Origin of the sequence: Tepidimonas sp., from assembly GCF_036825565.1 — a bacterium.
In the GTDB taxonomy this organism is placed as follows: Bacteria; Pseudomonadota; Gammaproteobacteria; order Burkholderiales; family Burkholderiaceae_C; genus Tepidimonas.
Genome location: NZ_DAISXZ010000005.1, coordinates 45363 through 63468 on the forward strand (window position 1 = coordinate 45363; position 18106 = coordinate 63468).

An 18106-nucleotide genomic window follows, 5' to 3' on the forward strand; every position below is an offset into this window, starting at 1 on the left:
CCCACCCGACCCCCAGGAGCCCTTGATGAGCAGTACCCCTCACTTCCCCGTGTACATGGACTACAGCGCCACCACGCCCGTCGATCCGCGCGTGGTCGACAAGATTGTGCCCTGGCTGTACGAGCATTTCGGCAACCCGGCCTCGCGCAGCCACGCCTGGGGCTGGGAGGCGGAAAAAGCCGTCGAAACCGCCCGCGAGCAAGTCGCCGATTTGATCGGCGCGGATCCGCGCGAGATCGTCTGGACCAGCGGCGCGACAGAGTCCAATAACCTCGCACTCAAGGGGGCCGCCCACTTCTACCAGGGCAAAGGTCGACACATCATCACGGTCAAGACCGAGCACAAGGCCGTGCTGGACACCTGCCGCCACCTGGAACGCGAAGGCTTCGAGGTCACCTATCTGGATGTGGACCAGGACGGTCTGCTGAACCTGGACGCCTTTCGTGACGCCATCCGGCCGGACACGATTCTGGCCAGCGTCATGTTCGTCAACAACGAAATCGGCGTCATCCAGGACATCGATGCGATCGGTCGCATCTGTCGTGAAAAGGGCGTCATCTTCCACGTCGATGCGGCGCAGGCCACTGGCAAGTTGCCCATCGACCTGGCCACGCTGCCTGTGGATCTGATGAGCTTAGCCTCGCACAAGACCTTCGGCCCCAAGGGCATTGGCGCACTGTACGTGCGGCGCAAGCCCCGCGTGCGGCTGGAAGCCCAGATGCACGGCGGCGGCCACGAGCGCGGCCTGCGCTCCGGAACGCTCGCCACCCATCAGTGCGTCGGCATGGGCGAGGCTTTTGCCATCGCCAAGGCCGAAATGGCCGCCGAGTTGCCGCGCATCCAGCGCCTGCACGACCGGCTGCTTGCCGGGCTGAGCCAGATCGAGCAGTCCTTCGTCAACGGCCACCCCACCCGGCGCGTGCCGCACAACCTGAACATGAGCTTCAATTTCGTCGAGGGCGAGTCGCTCATCATGGGCATCAAGGGCGTGGCGGTCTCCAGCGGCTCGGCCTGCACCTCTGCCAGCTTGGAGCCCAGCTACGTGTTGCGTGCCCTGGGCCGCAGCGACGAGCTGGCCCACAGCAGCCTGCGCATGACGATCGGCCGCTGGACCACGGAGGAGCAGGTGGACTACGCCATCGCCGCCATCAAAGCCAACGTCGAAAAACTGCGCGAACTCTCCCCGTTGTGGGAAATGTACAAAGACGGCATCGACCTCAACAGCATCCAGTGGGCGGCGCACTGACGCCACGCCCCACACACCAGGAGTACGCACCATGGCATACAGCGACAAGGTCATCGACCACTACGAAAACCCGCGCAACGTCGGCAGCTTCGACAAGGGCGACGAGAACGTCGGCACGGGCATGGTCGGCGCGCCGGCCTGCGGCGACGTCATGAAGCTGCAGATCAAGGTCAACCCCGCCACCGGTGTCATCGAGGACGCCCGCTTCAAGACCTACGGCTGCGGCTCGGCCATCGCCTCCAGCTCGCTGGTGACGGAGTGGGTCAAGGGCAAGACGCTGGACGAGGCGGCGCAGATCAAGAACAGCCAGATAGCCGAGGAGCTGGCGCTGCCGCCGGTCAAGATACACTGTTCGATCCTCGCCGAGGATGCCATCAAGGCGGCCGTCGAAGACTACAAGAAGAAGCACACGGAGACGGCCTGAGCCGACCGCCCCCTAGACCCCGAAGTTCGTTCGATCTCCCATGGCCGTCACCATCACCGAAGCCGCCGCCCGGCACGTCACCAAATACCTGGCCCGTCGGGGCAAAGGGGTGGGCGTGCGTCTGGGCGTGAAAACCACCGGTTGTTCGGGGCTGGCGTACAAGCTGGAGTACGCCGACGACGTGGCGCCGGAGGACGTGGTGTTCGAGGCGCACGGCGTCAAGGTGCTGGTCGATCCCAAGAGCCTGCCCTACATCGACGGCACCGAGTTGGACTTCGTGCGCGAGGGGCTCAACGAAGGCTTCAAATTCAACAACCCGAACGAGCGGGACCGCTGTGGCTGTGGCGAGTCGTTCCGTGTCTGAGGACGCTGCGTCGCTGCAGGACGACGATTTCGCGCTGTTCGGCGTCCCGCGGCAGTTCCACCTCGACCGCGCCGCGCTGGATGCGCGCTGGAAGCAGTTGCAGCGGCTGGCGCACCCCGACCGATTTGCCCACCAGGGGGCGGCGGCGCAGCGCATCGCCATGCAGTGGTCGGTGCGGATCAACGAGGCCTACCAGCGCCTGCGCGACCCGTTGCGCCGCGCCGCCTATTGGTGCGAGCTGCAGGGCGTGCCGGTCGCGGCCGAGTCCAACACCGCCATGCCGGCGGACTTCCTGCTGCAGCAGATGCACTGGCGCGAGGCCCTGGATGAAGCTCGCACGCCCGAGGACCTTGAGGTGCTGCTGCAGGCTGTGGAGGCCGAGCGGCGCGAACGGCTGAATGCCCTGGCCGATGCGATCGACATCCGCTCCGACGCGCAGGCGGCGGTGGCCCAGGTGCGCGCGCTGATGTTCATCGAGCGGTTTGCCGACACCTTGCACGCGCGCCTCGACGGCTGAACAATCTTTTCCGAATCCATGGCGTTACTCCAGATTTCCGAGCCGGGCGCCTCGCCCGACCCGCATCAGCGGCGCATCGCCGTTGGCATCGACCTGGGCACCACCCACTCGTTGGTGGCCGCCGTGCGCCACGGCGTGGCCGAATGCCTGCCCGACGCGCAAGGCCGAGTCATTCTGCCCAGCGTAGTGCGCTATTTGCCCGAGGGCAGCCTGCCGTCGCGGCAGATCGGCTACGACGCCCTGGCCGCCCAGGTGGGTGACCCCGCCAATACCATCAGCTCGGTGAAACGGCTCATGGGACGTTCGCTGCCGGACATTCAGGCTCAAGGAGTGGCCGCGCGGCTGCCGTATCAGGTGGCCGAGGGGCCGGGCGGCATCGTGGTGCGTACCGTGGCGGGGGACAAGACCCCGGTCGAAGTCAGCGCCGAAATCCTCGCCACCCTGCGCCAGCGGGCCGAGGATACTTTCGATGCCGATCTGTATGGCGCGGTCATCACGGTACCCGCCTATTTCGACGATGCCCAGCGGCAGGCCACGAAGGACGCGGCGCGTCTGGCCGGAATCAACGTTTTGCGCCTGCTCAACGAGCCGACGGCGGCGGCCATCGCCTACGGGCTGGACAACGGCGCCGAGGGGCTCTACCTCGTGTATGACCTCGGCGGCGGTACCTTCGACGTCTCCCTGCTGCGCCTGACGCGCGGCGTGTTCGAGGTCGTGGCCACGGGCGGCGACTCCGCCTTGGGGGGCGACGACTACGACCGTGCCCTGGCCGATTGGGCGCTGGACCGTGTGGCAGCCGGGGCCCAGGTGGCGGCGCTGTCTGCGTCCGAACGGGCCGCTTTGCTGGCCGAGGCCCGCCGGGCCAAAGAGGCGCTGAGCGACTGCGCCGACAAACCAACGGTAACGCTGCAAGTGCCCGCCGCCGCCGGCGCCGTGCCGGTCTCGGTGTCGCCGGCGGAGTTCGAGGTTGTGACCCGCCCGCTGACCCACCGCACCCTGGCAGCCGTACGCCGGGTGCTGCGCGATGCGCGCGTCGCCGCGGACGAGGTGCGGGGCATCGTTCTGGTCGGTGGCTCGACGCGCATGCCGGTGATCCGCCAGGCCGTCGCCCAGGCGTTCGGCCGCGAGCCATTGACCAACCTCAACCCCGATGAAGTGGTCGCCATTGGCGCGGCCATCCAGGCCAACCAGCTGGCCGGCAACGACGCCAACGGCGAGTTGCTGTTGCTTGATGTCATACCGCTGTCGCTGGGGATCGAAACCATGGGCGGGCTGGTCGAGCGCATCGTGCCGCGCAACACGGCCATCCCCACCGCCCGAGCGCAGGACTTCACGACCTACCGGGACGGCCAGACGGCGCTGGCGCTGCACGTCGTGCAGGGCGAACGCGACCTCGTGCAGGATTGCCGCAGTCTGGCGCGCTTCGAGCTGCGGGGCATCCCGCCCATGGCGGCTGGGGCCGCGCGCATCCGCGTCACCTTCACCGTGGATGCCGACGGCTTGCTGACCGTCAGCGCCCGCGAGCAAAGCACCGGCGTCGAAGCCCACATCGACGTCAAACCGTCCTACGGCCTGACGGACGAGCAGATCGCCCGCATGCTGCAGGACGGCTTTGCCACGGCCGAGCAGGACATGCAGGCCCGCGCACTGATCGAGGCGCGTGTCGAGGCGGACCGGATGCTGGAGGCCACCCGTAGCGCCCTGGCCGCCGACGGCGACCTGCTCACCGACGACGAACGCGCGGCAGTACATGCCCTGATGGCGACCGTCGAATCCGTGCGTGCCGGATCCGATGCCGCGGCCATCGATGCCGCGACCGACGCCCTGGCCAAAGGCACCGAGGACTTTGCCGCCCGCCGCATGAACCGTAGCATCGCGCAGGCCCTGGCGGGCCGGCACGTGGAGAATCTCTGAATGCCCACGATCACCGTTTTGCCCCACCCTGAGTACTGCCCGCAGGGCGCGACCCTGCATGCCCCCACCGGCACCAGTCTATGTGAAGCGCTGCTCGACAACGATGTCGAAATCGAGCACGCCTGCGAAATGAGCTGCGCCTGCACCACCTGCCACGTCATCGTGCGCCAGGGTTTCGAGTCGCTCAACGAGGCGACGGAGGAGGAGGAGGACATGCTCGACAAAGCCTGGGGGCTGGAGCCCCAGTCGCGGCTCAGTTGTCAGGCGCGGCTGGGCACGCGCGATGTCACGGTCGAGATTCCGCGCTACTCCATCAATCACGCCCGCGAACGGCATTGACGCTGCGGCCCATGCGCCAGATCGTCCTCGACACCGAAACCACGGGCCTGTCCCCCCAGGACGGCGACCGCATCATCGAAATCGGCTGTGTGGAGCTGGTCAACCGCCAGCTCACCGGAAACAACCGGCACTTCTACCTCAACCCGGAACGCGACATCCACGAAGACGCCCTGCGCGTACACGGCATCACGCTGGACTTTTTGGCGGACAAACCGCGGTTTGCCGAGATCGCCGCAGAGCTGCTCGACTACCTGGAAGGGGCCGAGCTGATCATCCACAACGCGCCCTTTGATCTGGGGTTTCTGGATGCGGAGCTTGCGCGGCTGGGGCTGGGGCCGACCCGGCGCTTGGTCAGCGGGGTGATCGACACCCTGGTCATGGCCAAGGAGCTGTGGCCGGGCAAGCGCAACGGGCTGGATGCTCTGTGCGATCGGCTGGGGGTGGACAACTCCGGCCGCCAGCTCCACGGCGCGCTGCTCGACGCGGAGCTGCTTGCCGACGTGTACATCCACATGACTCGGGGGCAGGAGTCCCTGGTCATCGAAGTGCAGAGCGAAACCGGGGCCACCGGGGTGCTCGAGCGGCGCGATCTGGCCGCCTTCGATTTGCCGGTGCTGCGAGCGAGCGAGGCCGAACTGGCCGAGCACGCCGCACTGCTCGCCGCGCTCGATAAAGAGTCCAAAGGCCGTACCGTCTGGCGCCGCCACGAAGCGGCCGCGCAAACGGCACCGCAAGATTGAGCCGGAAAGCGTTGAAAGGTACGCTATAATTTCGCCCATCGACAGGGTGATTAGCTCAGCGGTAGAGCACTGCCTTCACACGGCAGGGGTCGTAGGTTCGAACCCTGCATCACCCACCAGATCCCAGCAAAGCGCCTCTTCACGAGGCGCTTTCTTTTTGATCGAAGCGCGAGCGGGGCGGCGCTCACATCACGCCATCACATTGACCTGTGTCCCCAAACTGCCGCTGGTGGCCAGCGGCAGGCTCCCCGCGGGCGCGGGCTGGGGTAGGGCGTTGAGCAGCGCCAACGCCCCGTTCTGCTCCAGTTGCAAGGCTTTGCGCAGCACCAGAATCTGCGCTGCCGCGGGCGCCCTGCTCGCCGCCGCAGCGGCTTGCGTGACGGGGGAGGGTGCCAACGTCATACTGACCATGCCGCAAGACTACGCCGATTGCGGCGCGACCGCAAGGGCCAGTGGCGATGGGCGAGCGCCTGTCAGGCCGGCGAAAGCCGACGTCCCATAATCGGTGAACATTTCGCCTTTGACGCCCCTTCGAGGAGACGCCCCCATGAGCTGCGCCGATTACGCCTCGTTTTACCGCCGTTCGATCGACGAGCGCGACGCCTTCTGGACCGAACAGGCCGGCCTGATCGACTGGCAGCGGCCGTTCGACCGGGTGTGCAACACCGACCATCCGCCGTTTGCGCGGTGGTTTGAGGGTGGGCTGACCAATCTGTGCCACAACGCGGTAGACCGTCATCTGGCCACGCGCGCCGATCAAAACGCGCTGATCTACGTCTCCACCGAGACCGACACCGAGCGCGTCTACACCTTCCGCGAGCTGCACGCCGAGGTGCAGCGCATGGCCGCGATGCTGCGCTCGCTCGGCGTCGGCAAGGGCGACCGGGTGCTGATTTATATGCCGATGATCCCCGAGGCGGCGTTTGCCATGCTGGCCTGCGTGCGCATCGGCGCCATCCACTCGGTGGTCTTTGGCGGTTTTGCCAGCCACAGCCTCGCCAGCCGCATCGACGACGCCACGCCGAAGGTCATCATCAGCGCCGACGCCGGTATGCGCGGCGGCAAGGTGGTGCCGTACAAGCACCTGCTCGACGAGGCGATCCGCCTGTCGGCGCATCAGCCGGCACGGGTGCTGATGGTCAACCGCGGGTTGGCGGCGCTGGACCCGGTGGAAGGGCGCGACGTCGACTACGCCGCGCTGCGCGAGCAGTATCTGGATGCCCAAGTGCCGTGCGAGTGGGTGGACAGCACCCACCCCAGCTACATCCTGTACACCAGCGGCACCACCGGCAAGCCCAAGGGTGTGCAGCGCGACACCGGCGGCTACGCGGTGGCGCTGGCGGCCTCGATGCGCCACATCTACATGGCCAACCCGGGTGATACGTACTTTTCCACCAGCGATATCGGCTGGGTGGTCGGCCACAGCTACATCATCTATGGCCCGCTGATCCATGGCATGGCCACCATCATGTACGAGGGCACACCGATCCGGCCAGACGCTGGCATCTGGTGGCGCCTGGTGCAGGACTACCGGGTCAGCATCATGTTTACCGCGCCGACCGCCGCGCGCGTGCTCAAAAAACAGGATCCGGCGTTCTTAAGAAAGTACGACCTGGGCAGCCTGCGCGCGCTGTTCCTGGCCGGCGAGCCGCTGGACGAACCCACCGCCACCTGGATCGCGCAGGCGCTGGGCAAGCCGGTCGTCGACAACTACTGGCAGACCGAGACCGGCTGGCCGATCCTGGCGATCTGCAACGGCGTCGAGCGCGCGCCGACCAAATTTGGCTCGCCGGGCAAGGCGGTGTACGGCTACGACGTGCGCCTGATCGACGAGAACACCGGCGAGGAGATCCACGAGCCCGACCGCAAGGGCGTGATCGCCGTGCAGTATCCGCTGCCGCCGGGTTGCCTACAGACCGTCTGGGGCGACGACGCGCGCTACGTCAAGACCTACTGGTCCAGCATCCCCGGTCGGCAGATGTACAGCACCTTCGACTGGGGCGTGCGCGACGCCGAAGGCTACTACTACATCCTCGGCCGCACCGACGACGTCATCAACGTCGCCGGCCACCGCCTCGGTACGCGCGAGATCGAGGAGAGCATCGCCAGCCACCCGGCCGTGGCCGAGGTGGCGGTGGTGGGCGTGGCCGATGCGCTCAAGGGTCAGGTGGCCGTAGCCTTTGCCGTCCTCAAGGATCCGTCGCTGGCCGCGACCGAGGCGGACGAGCTCAAGCTTGAGGGCGCGATCATGAAGCTGGTGGACGAACAGCTCGGCGCGGTGGCGCGGCCGGCGCGCGTGCGCTTCGTCAACCTGCTGCCCAAGACGCGCAGCGGCAAGCTGCTACGCCGCGCCATCCAGGCCGTCTGCGAGGGGCGCGACCCCGGCGACCTGACCACGCTGGACGACCCCAGCGCCCTGCAGCAGATTCGGGACCTGATGCGCGCTGGCTGAACGGCCGCGCACCGGCTTGGGTGTCCGGTCGGATTGTGGGTATGATGCAGGCTCAACGTATGCATCATCGCTTATGCAACAACTGACCGACACCGAAGCCGACGTCGACAAGAATCGCGTCTTCGAGCTGGCGGCGGAGCTGTTTGGCATTCTCTCCACGCCGACCCGGCTGCGCATCCTCAACGCCTTGTGCGACAAGGAAAAGTCGGTGTCGGAGCTGCTCGCCGAAATCCAGACCACCCAGCCCAATCTGTCGCAGCACCTTAATCTGCTGTACCGGGCCGGCGTGCTGGCCAAGCGCAAGGAAGGCACGCAGGTCTACTACCGCGTGCAAAGCGAACAGGCGGTCGCGCTGTGCCGCACGGTGTGCACGCAGATTGCCATCGAGCTGGACGAGCCCGGGGGCGTCCCCAACAGCGATCGCCTTTCGCCCCGACGTCCCTGACCGCCGGGCGCGGCGCGCAATTTCCCCCCACAGCCACGCCTTTGGTGGCACAATTCAGGCTGCACAGGCCCTTCCAGTGTCACTGTCGCGTCCGCCAATCGGTTCAGCCGTGTCGCGGAAGGTTGTTCCAACCAGCAAGTCTCCTGCAGGGAGACGGAGGTCAGCGATTCCATGAGCGAGACGACGAGCGTCTACCAAGCCTTCAACGGCAACTCGTACCTCTTCGGCGGCAACGCGCCGTATGTGGAGGAGATGTACGAGAAATATCTTACCGACCCCACCAGCGTGCCCGAGTCCTGGCGCGACTACTTCGACGCGCTGCAGCACGTTCCCGCGGTCGACGGGAGTGACGCTCGCGACATTCCGCACATGCCGGTGATCTCGGCTTTCGCCGAGATGGCCAAGCAGGGCACCACCCAGGTGATGGCCGCGCATGGGGCCGACTCCGACCTGGGGCGCAAGCGCGTCGCCACGCAGCAGCTCATCGCTGCCTACCGCAACATCGGGGTGCGCTGGGCCAATCTGGATCCGCTCAAGCGCGCCGAGCGCGAGGCCATCCCCGAGCTGGATCCGGCGTTCTACGGATTTACCGATGCCGATCTGGAGACGGTGTTCAACACCAGCAACACCTACTTCGGCAAAGAGACCATGTCGCTGCGCGAGTTGCTCAACGCGCTGCGCGAGACGTACTGCGGCACGATCGGCGCCGAGTACATGTACATCAGCGACCAGAAGCAAAAGCGCTGGTGGCAGGAAAAGCTGGAGAGCATCCGCAGCAAGCCCAATTTCACCGCCGAGCAGAAAAAACACATCCTGGAAAACTTGACGGCGGCGGAAGGGCTGGAGCGTTATCTGCACACCAAATACGTGGGGCAAAAGCGCTTTTCGCTCGAGGGGGGCGAGAGCTTCATCGCCGCCATGGACGAGCTGATCCAGCGCGCGGGCGCCCAGGGCGTGCAGGAAATCGTCATCGGCATGGCGCACCGCGGTCGCCTGAACGTGCTGGTCAACGTGATGGGCAAGATGCCCAAGGACCTGTTCGCCGAATTCGAACACACCGCGCCGGAGGACCTGCCCGCCGGCGACGTGAAGTATCACCAGGGCTTCAGCTCCGACGTGTCCACGCCTGGCGGTCCGGTGCACCTGAGCCTGGCGTTCAACCCGTCGCACCTGGAAATCGTCAACCCCGTGGTGGAAGGCTCGGTGCGCGCGCGCATGGACCGCCGCGGTGACCGCGCCGGCGATCAGGTGCTGCCCGTGCTGGTGCATGGCGATGCGGCCTTCGCCGGCCAGGGCGTGGTCATGGAGACGCTGGCGCTGGCGCAAACGCGCGGTTACTACACCGGCGGCACGGTGCACATCGTCATCAACAACCAGATTGGCTTTACCACGTCGGATCCGCGCGACAGCCGCTCGACCCTGTACTGCACCGACGTCGTCAAGATGATCGAGGCGCCGGTGCTGCACGTCAACGGCGACGACCCGGAGGCGGTTGTATTGGCCACCCAACTGGCGGTGGAGTACCGCCAGACCTTCCGCAAGGATGTCGTGATCGACATCGTCTGCTTCCGCAAGCTGGGCCACAACGAGCAGGACACACCGTCGCTGACCCAGCCGCTGATGTACAAAAAGATCGGGCAGCACCCCGGCACCCGCAAGCTGTACGGCGACAAGCTGGTGACACAGAGCATCCTGCCGCCGGATGGACCGGACGAGATGGTCAAGACCTACCGCGCCATTCTAGACGAGGGTCGCCGCACCGTCGATCCGGTGCTCACCAACTACAAGAGCAAATACGCCGTCGACTGGGCGCCGTTCCTGGGCAAGAAGTGGACCGACGTGGCCGACACGGCCATTCCGCTGGCCGAGTGGAAACGGCTGGCCGAGCGCATCACCGCCGTGCCGGACAACATTACCCCGCATCAGTTGGTCAAGAAGGTGCTGGCCGACCGCGCGGCGATGGGCCGCGGCGAAATCAACGTCGACTGGGGCATGGGCGAGCACATGGCGTTCGCCTCGCTGGCGGCCAGCGGCTACGGCGTGCGCCTGTCCGGCGAGGACTGCGGCCGTGGCACCTTCACGCACCGCCATGCCGTCATCCACGACCAGAACCGCGAAAAGTGGGACGTCGGCACCTACATCCCGCTGCAAAACGTCGCGGAGAACCAGGCCTCATTCACCGTCATCGACTCCATCCTGTCGGAGGAGGCGGTGCTGGGCTTCGAGTACGGCTATGCGTCGAGCGATCCCAACACCCTGGTGATCTGGGAGGCGCAGTTTGGTGACTTTGCCAACGGGGCGCAGGTCGTGATCGACCAGTTCATCGCCTCCGGCGAGGTCAAGTGGGGCCGCGTCAACGGCATCACGCTGTTCCTGCCGCATGGCTACGAAGGGCAGGGGCCGGAGCACAGCTCGGCGCGGATCGAGCGCTTCATGCAGCTTGCGGCCGACACCAACATGCAGGTGGTCCAGCCCACGACGGCCAGCCAGATCTTCCATGTGCTGCGCCGCCAGATGGTGCGCAACCTGCGCAAGCCGCTCATCGTCTTCACGCCGAAGTCGCTGCTGCGCAACAAGGATGCCACCTCGCCGCTGTCCGAGTTCACCAAGGGCGGCTTCCAGACCGTGATCCCGGAGCAGAACGCCGACGTCGTCAAGAACGCGCAGCGCGTCAAGCGGGTCATCGTTTGCTCGGGTAAGGTGTATTACGACCTCGCGAAAAAGCGCGAGGAAAAGGGGGCCGACGATGTCGCCATCGTGCGCATCGAACAGCTCTATCCGTTCCCGCACAAGGCCTTTGCGGCCGAGATGAAGCGCTACCCCAACGCCACCGACATCGTGTGGTGCCAGGACGAGCCGCAGAACCAGGGTCCCTGGTTCTTCGTGCAGCACAACATCCACGAGAACATGCTGGACGGGCAGCGCCTGGGCTATGCTGGTCGCGCGGCATCCGCCTCGCCGGCGGTGGGCTATGCACACCTGCACCAAGAGCAGCAGAAGGCGCTGGTCGAGGCCGCCTTCGGCCGGCTCAAGGGCTTCATTCTGACCAAGTAAGACGAGAGCGGTCCGCGTGGGCGCGGATGCCGCGCGCGGGCTTTGTCGCCCCTTTTGTACGCATTCGTTGAGGAAGAACACACCATGGCCATCGTTGAAGTGAAAGTGCCGCAGCTGTCCGAGTCGGTCGCGGAAGCCACGCTGCTGCAATGGAAGAAGAAGGTCGGCGATCTGGTCGCCGCGGACGAAATCCTGATCGAGATCGAGACCGACAAGGTCGTGCTCGAGGTGCCGGCCCGGGCTGCAGGCGTGTTGGCCGAAATCGTTGTCGGTGACGGCGGCACGGTGGTGTCCGACCAAGTCATTGCCAAGGTGGACACGGAAGGCAAGGCGGGAGCGGTCGCCGCAGCGGCCCCGGCCCCCGCTGCGGCGGCACCGGCAGCGCCCGTGGCCAGTGCCGTGCCGGCCGCCGCAGGCCCCAAGGCCGGTGTCGCGATGCCCGCCGCCGCCAAGCTGATGGCGGATCATGGTCTGGCCCCTGGCTCCGCCGCGGGCACGGGCAAGGACGGCCGCGTTACCAAGGGTGATGTGCTGGCGGCCATGGCCGCGCCCAAGCCTGCGCCGGCCGCGGCGGCGCAGGCGGCGATCCCGACCGGTGCGCCGGCCAAGGTACTGCCGCAGGTCAGCGCGCCGGTCGGTCTGCCGGCCGATCTGGCCAATCGGCCGGAGCAGCGTGTGCCGATGACGCGCCTGCGCGCGCGCATCGCCGAGCGGCTGCTGCAGTCGCAGGCCACCAATGCCATCCTGACCACGTTCAACGAGGTCAACATGGCCCCGGTGATGGAACTGCGCAAAAAGTACCAGGAACGTTTCGAGAAGGAGCACGGCGTGAAGCTCGGCTTCATGAGCTTCTTCGTCAAGGCGGCGGTGCATGCGCTCAAGAAGTACCCCATCCTCAACGCCAGCGTGGACGGCAACGACATCGTCTACCACGGCTATTTCGACATCGGCATCGCGGTGGGCTCGCCGCGCGGGCTGGTGGTGCCCATCCTGCGCAACGCCGACCAGATGAGCTTTGCCGACATCGAGAAGAAAATCGCGGACTTCGGCAAGCGCGCAGCCGAAGGCAAACTCGGCATCGACGAGATGACCGGCGGCACGTTCTCCATCTCCAACGGCGGCGTGTTCGGCTCCATGCTGTCCACCCCCATCATCAACCCGCCGCAGTCGGCCATCCTGGGCGTGCACGCGACCAAGGAACGCCCCGTCGTGGAAAACGGCCAGATCGTGATCCGCCCGATCAACTACTTGGCCATGTCGTACGATCACCGCATCATCGACGGGCGCGAGGCCGTGCTGGGCCTGGTCGCGATGAAGGAAGCGCTGGAAGACCCCGCGCGCCTGCTGTTCAACATCTGACGCGACGGAGTGACCCCCATGGCACAAGCATTTGACGTCGTCGTCATCGGCGCCGGCCCCGGCGGCTACATCGCGGCCATCCGGGCCGCGCAGCTCGGCTTCAAGGTCGCCTGCATCGACGAATGGAAGAACGCCGCGGGCGACCCCGCCCCGGGCGGCACTTGCACCAACGTCGGCTGCATTCCGTCCAAGGCGCTGCTGCAGTCGTCCGAGCACTTCGAGCACGCGCAGCACCACTTCGCGGACCACGGCATCAGCACCGGCACCGTGAAGATGGACGTCGCCAAGATGATCGCCCGCAAGGATGCCATCGTGAAGCAAAACAACGATGGCATCCTGTACCTGTTCAAGAAGAACAAGGTGTCGTTCTTCCACGGTCGCGGCTCGTTCGTGAAGGCTGTGGACGGCGGCTACGAGATCGCCGTCACGGGCGACAAGTCCGAGACGCTGGTGGGCAAGCAGGTGGTGGTGGCCACCGGGTCGAACGCCCGGGCGTTGCCCGGCGTGCCGTTCGACGAGGACAAGGTGCTGTCCAACGACGGCGCGCTGCGCATGGGCGCAGTCCCCAAGAAGCTGGCCATCATCGGCGCCGGCGTGATCGGGCTGGAGATGGGTTCCGTCTGGCGCCGTTTGGGGGCGGAGGTCACCATCCTCGAGGGCATGCCCACCTTCCTGGCTGCTGTGGACGAGCAGATTGCCAAGGAGGCCAAAAAGGCCTTCGACAAACAGGGCCTGAAAATCGAGCTGGGCGTCAAGGTTGGCGAGATCACGATGGGCAAGAAGGGTGTGAGCATCGCCTACACCACCGCCAAAGGCGAGGCCGCGACGTTGGACGCCGACCGGCTGATCGTCTCCATCGGCCGCGTGCCCAACACCGACGGGCTGAACGCCCAGGCGGTGGGTCTGCAGCTCGACGAGCGCGGCGCCATCGTGGTGGACGACGAATGCCGCACCAGTCTGCCCGGCGTGTGGGCGGTGGGTGACGTGGTGCGTGGCCCCATGCTGGCCCACAAGGCCGAGGAAGAGGGCGTGGCCGTGGCCGAGCGCATCGCCGGCCAGCACGGGCATGTCAACTTCAATACCATCCCGTGGGTCATCTACACCAGCCCCGAGATCGCCTGGGTGGGTCAGACCGAGCAGCAGCTCAAGGCCGCCGGGCGCGCCTACAAGGCCGGGACCTTCCCGTTCCTGGCCAACGGTCGCGCGCGGGCGTTGGGGGACACCACGGGGATGGTCAAATTCCTGGCCGATGCCGCCACGGACGAGATTTTGGGCGTGCACATCGTGGGGCCGATGGCCTCCGAACTGATCGCCGAGGCCGTGGTGGCGATGGAGTTCCGCGCCAGCGCCGAGGACATCGCCCGCATCTGTCACGCGCATCCGTCGCTGTCCGAGGCGACCAAGGAAGCGGCGCTGGCGGTGGACAAGCGCACCCTCAACTTCTGACGGGCGATGCTGGCGCGCGCAAGCGCGCCCGCGCCGGACCCTGCCTGGGGGCCGGTGCGGCGCGCCTACGAAGCAGAACTGGCGGCGCGGGGGTTTCACAGCGACCCTGCGCAACTGCGCGCGGTCGAGGCGCTGGAGCGGTGCGCAGCGGAATGGGCGCGCTTCAAACAGCGGCGCTCCAACGCGCTCAAAAAGCTCATCAACCGGCTGCCCATCCCGCGCGGCGTGTACATGTACGGTGGGGTCGGGCGCGGCAAAAGCTTTTTGATGGACTGCTTCTACAACGCCGTGCCGCTGCGGCGCAAAACCCGGCTGCACTTCCACGAGTTCATGCGTGAGGTGCACCGCGAACTGGCCGATCTGCAGGGAACGGTCAACCCGCTGGACGCACTGGCCAAACGCATGGCCGTGCGGTCTCGGCTGATCTGCTTCGACGAATTTCACGTTGCCGACGTCACCGACGCGATGATCCTGCACCGCCTGTTGGAGGCGATGCAAAAGTACGGCATCGGCATGGTGGCGACCAGCAACTTCCACCCCGACGGGCTGTACCCCGACGGGCTGCACCGCGACCGCATCCTGCCGGCCATCGAGCTGCTCAAGCGCACCATGGAAGTGGTCAACGTGGACCACGGCATCGATTACCGCCGCCGCACGCTGGAGCATGTACGCCTGTACCTGATGCCCCTGGGCGAGGTGACCGAGCAGGAGATGGAGGCCACCTTCGAGCAACTGGCCGAAGCCCAGGACGAACACCCCGTGCTGCGCATCGAGGGGCGCGAAATCCGCGCCATCCGGCGGGCGGGCGGGGTGGTGTGGTTCGATTTCCGCACCCTGTGTGGCGGGCCGCGCTCGCAAAACGACTACCTGGAGCTGGCCAGTCAGTTCCACACCGTGCTGCTGAGCAACGTTACGCCGATGCCACCCAACATGGCATCGGCCGCGCGGCGCTTCACCTGGCTGGTGGATGTGCTGTACGACCGGCGGGTCAAGCTCATCGTCTCGGCCGCCGCGCCGCCGGAGCACCTCTACACCGAGGGGCCGCTCGCGCACGAGTTTCCGCGCACCGTCTCCCGGCTGCACGAAATGCAGTCGCGCGAGTACCTGTCGTTGCAACGGCGCGACGTCGATACCGCGCTGACATGACGATGGGGATGCCCACCCTGAGGCAACGGTGCGTCGCAGCCCCGGAGCCGAGCTAGGATTGCGGCATGCCCTGGCGCCAGTCTCCTCCCCACGACATGCAGGACACGGCCTGCCACCCCGCCGAGCCTGGCTGCCCCGTCGCGGCGTGGGTGGACGCCATGACCGGCTTCGAGCAGCCGGCCTACGTGCTGGCGCTGGATGGCCGCTTCGTCTGGGTCAACGAGGCCTGTGCAGCGCTGTTCGGGCGCCCCGCGGCTGAGCTGCTGCAGCTGCGCTTTCAGGACCTGACGCACCCGGACGACCATGCCGGCGACCGCCAGCGCATCGGCCGCCTGATCAAGGGCGAGGTCCGGTGGTTGCGGGCGGACAAGCGCTTCCTGCGGCCGGACGGCAGCTCCGTGTGGGTGCGGCTCAACGTCCATCGCCCGTGGCGCGATCCGGCCGCCGCCTCCCCGGAATTGGCCGAACGGCTGCTGGTGCTGGCGCGGCTGGGCGGCGACGAGTTCGTCGTGCTGATGCGCCACCTGCGCGACCCGGCCGACGCCGCGCTCTACCGCGCCAAGGAGCTGGGGCGCGGCACCTTCGCCTACTTCACACAGGAGTTGACGCAGGCCGCCGCGCGGCGCATGGAGCTGGAGGCGCGTCTGCGCCGCGCCGTGCGCGAGCAGCGGCTGGCGCTGCAGGCCATGGGCTGCGACCGTTACCAGGGCTACTGGCAGGGCGGGCGGCCGACCGAGGCGATGGAGGTGCTGGCGCGGTGGCAACAGGCGCGTGCCATCTGATCCGACCGGATCGGCCTGAGATGCGGCTCGTTGCGGCTGCGTCGTGCGGCTCCCGGATGATCGGGTGATGCCGAAGGGCAGCGTTGTCGTGTATGACGAGCACGCGGAGTTCGACCCGCGCAACATCGCCCGCGGCACGGGCCGTTCGCCGTCGCAGATTGCGCCCGCCCTTCATGCCATGTGCGCCCGCTCCGGTGTCCGCGCGCGGGGCGTCATCGACGCCGCCGCCGAAGCCAAGACCGCCGGGCGTCACGAGGACAGCATCAGCGACTTGTTCCGCGCCGCCGGGGTTCGCGTCTCGCCCGCTCGCAAGGGGCCGCGTGTGCCGCGCTTCGAGGCGTTGAAGCAAATGATGATTGCGCGGGAGTTCTACGTGGCGAGCCGTTGCGCCGGATGGCTCCGCACCGTGCCCAGCTTGCCGCGCGATCCCCGCAACCCGGAGGACGTGGACACGAAGGCCGTGGATCACTGGCTGGATGCGACCAGCTACGGGCTGGCCGGGTCCGCTTCGGGCCTCGTGACCGTGGGCGACTTCGGCGGAGCGCCGCCGCGTCTGCCCGATACCGGCGATCGTGTCATGTACGTTTGAGGAGGTCCCGCCATGCGTAGCCTTGTAGCCGTCCCGCTGCTGATTCTCGCCACCGTAGCGGCAGCGGAGGAGCGCCCCCTGTACTCTGCCCAGGACTCGCTCCGCCGGGCGCAGGTCGGCACATTCTCGCCACGCCTCGCGCCTCCTGTCCGGGTTCAGAAGACGCCCCGGGGCGGCGCGCGTCAGTTCGAGCGCATGGAGTGCCGCCCGGACCCCAGCCGACCGCTGGAACGGGCCATCATTTGCACCCCGGCCGAAACCGAAAAAGTAAAGTACGCCATTGATCTACAAGATAAATTTCTTGCCGCGGGCTGGATCGGAGCCTTATCCTTACTGAAAGTGTGGGCATTTCGCGCCCGCGCCTTGATAGTGGGATGAGCCCCGCTGGTTACGTGCTTTGGGCCTCTCCCGGTTGTGACAACTGAGACAGGAGCCCGACATGGCAACCATCGACTTCAACACCGTTCCCTCCGGCGTGACGCTGAACGAGGAACGCGCGCAATACCTCAGCGACCGTGCCGCCGAAACGGCCACCGCCTTCTCCCGCAAGGTTGAGAAGCTGCAAAACACGGTCATGGACGCCCGGAACAACTACACCCGGGAAGCCGAAGAATTCATCACCTCCGCCTCGCCGGAGGGTCGCGCCACCGCTCGCGCCTTCGCCAAGAAGAACGCCGCGAACAAGGCCGCGAACATCCACCGCCAGCTCATCGCCAGCTCCGAAGCGGACCGCGCCGCGATGCTCAAGGGCCTCCAGACCCTCGCCGCGGAAGCCGCCGCAATCCAAGCCGTGTACACCTCGCCCGCGACGATGCTGGGCCGTGTCGCCTTGGGTGAAGCTCGCCGCACTCACCTGATGCAGCAGCTCGAAGGCGCTGGCCCGGTCGAACTCGAAACCGCCGCCCGTACCGCGATCATGACCGGGGACATGGTGCTTGGCGCTGCCATCGCCACCGTGATCGACCGTCGCCCGAAGGATCGCCGCCCGTTCGCCGTTCAGGCCTTGGCCGAACGGATGCTGGGCGAGGTCTGGAAGCGCATGACCGCGAAGCTCGAAGGCGTCCAGCTCGCCTACAAGTCCGCCGTTGCGGCTGACCGCGAGTTTGTCCGCGGCAAGGCGGACGGGATCACCAACCTGTCGTTGGCCCTGTCCCGTCAGGCGATTGACGAGGCTGCGGGCGATGACGGCGGCGAAGCCTGAGAACGCCCCGGCCATACCGCGGGGCTGGGGCGGGCATGTCCCGCGCTGGCTCCGGGCCGATGATCCGCGGGTGAAGGTCCGCGCCTGC

Annotated in this window: 18 protein-coding genes and 1 tRNA gene; 18 read left to right on the forward strand and 1 reads right to left on the reverse strand. The window is 66.8% G+C overall.

Going from position 1 to position 18106, the window contains the following annotated elements:
• Positions 1 to 25: 25 nt before the first annotated feature.
• The 8 genes from V7026_RS01875 (at position 26) to V7026_RS01910 (ending at position 5663) form a co-directional block, all read left to right on the forward strand.
• Positions 26 to 1246 carry an IscS subfamily cysteine desulfurase gene (locus V7026_RS01875; protein WP_334153551.1) on the forward strand — a complete coding sequence of 407 codons (1221 nt, stop codon included), beginning with the start codon at positions 26 to 28 and terminating at the stop codon, positions 1244 to 1246.
• Between the two features lie 31 nt (positions 1247 to 1277).
• Positions 1278 to 1670 (forward strand): Fe-S cluster assembly scaffold IscU, encoded by a 393-nt coding sequence (iscU, locus tag V7026_RS01880; RefSeq protein ID WP_334153552.1) that lies wholly within the window; start codon positions 1278 to 1280, stop codon positions 1668 to 1670.
• A gap of 40 nt (positions 1671 to 1710) precedes the next feature.
• Positions 1711 to 2034: an iron-sulfur cluster assembly protein IscA gene (gene iscA / locus V7026_RS01885; RefSeq protein ID WP_334153553.1), complete on the forward strand. Its 324-nt coding sequence runs from the start codon at positions 1711 to 1713 to the stop codon at positions 2032 to 2034.
• Positions 2027 to 2551 (forward strand): Fe-S protein assembly co-chaperone HscB, encoded by a 525-nt coding sequence (hscB, locus tag V7026_RS01890; protein WP_334153554.1) that lies wholly within the window; start codon positions 2027 to 2029, stop codon positions 2549 to 2551. The genes iscA and hscB overlap by 8 nt, the downstream gene beginning before the upstream one ends.
• A gap of 18 nt (positions 2552 to 2569) precedes the next feature.
• Positions 2570 to 4465 carry a Fe-S protein assembly chaperone HscA gene (gene hscA / locus V7026_RS01895; protein WP_334153555.1) on the forward strand — a complete coding sequence of 632 codons (1896 nt, stop codon included), beginning with the start codon at positions 2570 to 2572 and terminating at the stop codon, positions 4463 to 4465.
• Positions 4466 to 4804 carry an ISC system 2Fe-2S type ferredoxin gene (fdx, locus tag V7026_RS01900; protein ID WP_334153556.1) on the forward strand — a complete coding sequence of 113 codons (339 nt, stop codon included), beginning with the start codon at positions 4466 to 4468 and terminating at the stop codon, positions 4802 to 4804.
• An 11-nt stretch (positions 4805 to 4815) separates the two neighbouring features.
• The gene (dnaQ, locus tag V7026_RS01905) at positions 4816 to 5544 is read left to right on the forward strand and encodes a DNA polymerase III subunit epsilon (RefSeq protein ID WP_334153557.1); all 729 of its coding nucleotides are present in this window, start codon (positions 4816 to 4818) and stop codon (positions 5542 to 5544) included.
• Between the two features lie 44 nt (positions 5545 to 5588).
• A tRNA-Val gene (locus V7026_RS01910) sits at positions 5589 to 5663 on the forward strand.
• A gap of 70 nt (positions 5664 to 5733) precedes the next feature.
• On the opposite strand, the gene V7026_RS01915 is transcribed toward V7026_RS01910, so the two are convergent.
• On the reverse strand, positions 5734 to 5946 hold the full coding sequence (locus tag V7026_RS01915; RefSeq protein ID WP_334153558.1) for a putative motility protein: 213 nt from the start codon (positions 5944 to 5946) through the stop codon (positions 5734 to 5736).
• A gap of 145 nt (positions 5947 to 6091) precedes the next feature.
• On the opposite strand from V7026_RS01915, the gene V7026_RS01920 reads away from it, so the two are divergent.
• The 10 genes from V7026_RS01920 to V7026_RS01965 all read left to right on the forward strand — a co-directional run bounded on the left by V7026_RS01920 (position 6092) and on the right by V7026_RS01965 (position 18018).
• A complete protein-coding gene (locus V7026_RS01920) occupies positions 6092 to 7996 on the forward strand; it encodes a propionate--CoA ligase (protein ID WP_334153559.1) in 1905 nt (634 codons plus the stop codon).
• Positions 7997 to 8069: 73 nt separating this feature from the next.
• Complete coding sequence (locus V7026_RS01925) at positions 8070 to 8441, forward strand: ArsR/SmtB family transcription factor (protein ID WP_334153560.1); 372 nt, start codon at positions 8070 to 8072, stop codon at positions 8439 to 8441.
• 171 nt (positions 8442 to 8612) lie between these two features.
• Entirely contained in the window at positions 8613 to 11495 is a 2883-nt protein-coding gene (locus tag V7026_RS01930; RefSeq protein ID WP_334153561.1) for a 2-oxoglutarate dehydrogenase E1 component, read from the forward strand.
• Between the two features lie 84 nt (positions 11496 to 11579).
• A complete protein-coding gene (gene odhB / locus V7026_RS01935; RefSeq protein WP_334153562.1) occupies positions 11580 to 12854 on the forward strand; it encodes a 2-oxoglutarate dehydrogenase complex dihydrolipoyllysine-residue succinyltransferase in 1275 nt (424 codons plus the stop codon).
• An 18-nt stretch (positions 12855 to 12872) separates the two neighbouring features.
• Positions 12873 to 14300, forward strand: a complete 1428-nt coding sequence (lpdA, locus tag V7026_RS01940) for a dihydrolipoyl dehydrogenase (RefSeq protein ID WP_334153563.1) — start codon at positions 12873 to 12875, stop codon at positions 14298 to 14300.
• A 6-nt stretch (positions 14301 to 14306) separates the two neighbouring features.
• Positions 14307 to 15446, forward strand: coding sequence for a cell division protein ZapE (zapE, locus tag V7026_RS01945; RefSeq protein ID WP_334153564.1), 1140 nt, complete (start codon positions 14307 to 14309; stop codon positions 15444 to 15446).
• Between the two features lie 65 nt (positions 15447 to 15511).
• Positions 15512 to 16228 carry a PAS domain S-box protein gene (locus tag V7026_RS01950; RefSeq protein WP_334153565.1) on the forward strand — a complete coding sequence of 239 codons (717 nt, stop codon included), beginning with the start codon at positions 15512 to 15514 and terminating at the stop codon, positions 16226 to 16228.
• Between the two features lie 67 nt (positions 16229 to 16295).
• Positions 16296 to 16817 (forward strand): hypothetical protein, encoded by a 522-nt coding sequence (locus V7026_RS01955; protein WP_334153566.1) that lies wholly within the window; start codon positions 16296 to 16298, stop codon positions 16815 to 16817.
• A gap of 12 nt (positions 16818 to 16829) precedes the next feature.
• Entirely contained in the window at positions 16830 to 17195 is a 366-nt protein-coding gene (locus V7026_RS01960; protein WP_334153567.1) for a hypothetical protein, read from the forward strand.
• 61 nt (positions 17196 to 17256) lie between these two features.
• On the forward strand, positions 17257 to 18018 hold the full coding sequence (locus V7026_RS01965; protein WP_334153568.1) for a hypothetical protein: 762 nt from the start codon (positions 17257 to 17259) through the stop codon (positions 18016 to 18018).
• The last annotated feature ends 88 nt before the right edge of the window (positions 18019 to 18106 follow it).

What these genes read in the sequence shown, in the direction of transcription:
- hscA (WP_334153555.1), top strand. Translation starts at nt 2,570, where the DNA reads ATGGCGTTACTCCAGATTTCCGAGCCGGGCGCCTCGCCCGACCCGCAT.
- V7026_RS01930 (WP_334153561.1), top strand. Translation starts at nt 8,613, where the DNA reads ATGAGCGAGACGACGAGCGTCTACCAAGCCTTCAACGGCAACTCGTAC.
- V7026_RS01920 (WP_334153559.1), top strand. Translation starts at nt 6,092, where the DNA reads ATGAGCTGCGCCGATTACGCCTCGTTTTACCGCCGTTCGATCGACGAG.
- V7026_RS01955 (WP_334153566.1), top strand. Translation starts at nt 16,296, where the DNA reads ATGCCGAAGGGCAGCGTTGTCGTGTATGACGAGCACGCGGAGTTCGAC.
- V7026_RS01925 (WP_334153560.1), top strand. Translation starts at nt 8,070, where the DNA reads ATGCAACAACTGACCGACACCGAAGCCGACGTCGACAAGAATCGCGTC.
- lpdA (WP_334153563.1), top strand. Translation starts at nt 12,873, where the DNA reads ATGGCACAAGCATTTGACGTCGTCGTCATCGGCGCCGGCCCCGGCGGC.
- V7026_RS01960 (WP_334153567.1), top strand. Translation starts at nt 16,830, where the DNA reads ATGCGTAGCCTTGTAGCCGTCCCGCTGCTGATTCTCGCCACCGTAGCG.
- zapE (WP_334153564.1), top strand. Translation starts at nt 14,307, where the DNA reads ATGCTGGCGCGCGCAAGCGCGCCCGCGCCGGACCCTGCCTGGGGGCCG.
- V7026_RS01950 (WP_334153565.1), top strand. Translation starts at nt 15,512, where the DNA reads ATGCCCTGGCGCCAGTCTCCTCCCCACGACATGCAGGACACGGCCTGC.
- iscU (WP_334153552.1), top strand. Translation starts at nt 1,278, where the DNA reads ATGGCATACAGCGACAAGGTCATCGACCACTACGAAAACCCGCGCAAC.
- dnaQ (WP_334153557.1), top strand. Translation starts at nt 4,816, where the DNA reads ATGCGCCAGATCGTCCTCGACACCGAAACCACGGGCCTGTCCCCCCAG.
- V7026_RS01915 (WP_334153558.1), bottom strand. Translation starts at nt 5,946, where the DNA reads ATGACGTTGGCACCCTCCCCCGTCACGCAAGCCGCTGCGGCGGCGAGC.
- iscA (WP_334153553.1), top strand. Translation starts at nt 1,711, where the DNA reads ATGGCCGTCACCATCACCGAAGCCGCCGCCCGGCACGTCACCAAATAC.
- V7026_RS01875 (WP_334153551.1), top strand. Translation starts at nt 26, where the DNA reads ATGAGCAGTACCCCTCACTTCCCCGTGTACATGGACTACAGCGCCACC.
- fdx (WP_334153556.1), top strand. Translation starts at nt 4,466, where the DNA reads ATGCCCACGATCACCGTTTTGCCCCACCCTGAGTACTGCCCGCAGGGC.
- odhB (WP_334153562.1), top strand. Translation starts at nt 11,580, where the DNA reads ATGGCCATCGTTGAAGTGAAAGTGCCGCAGCTGTCCGAGTCGGTCGCG.
- V7026_RS01965 (WP_334153568.1), top strand. Translation starts at nt 17,257, where the DNA reads ATGGCAACCATCGACTTCAACACCGTTCCCTCCGGCGTGACGCTGAAC.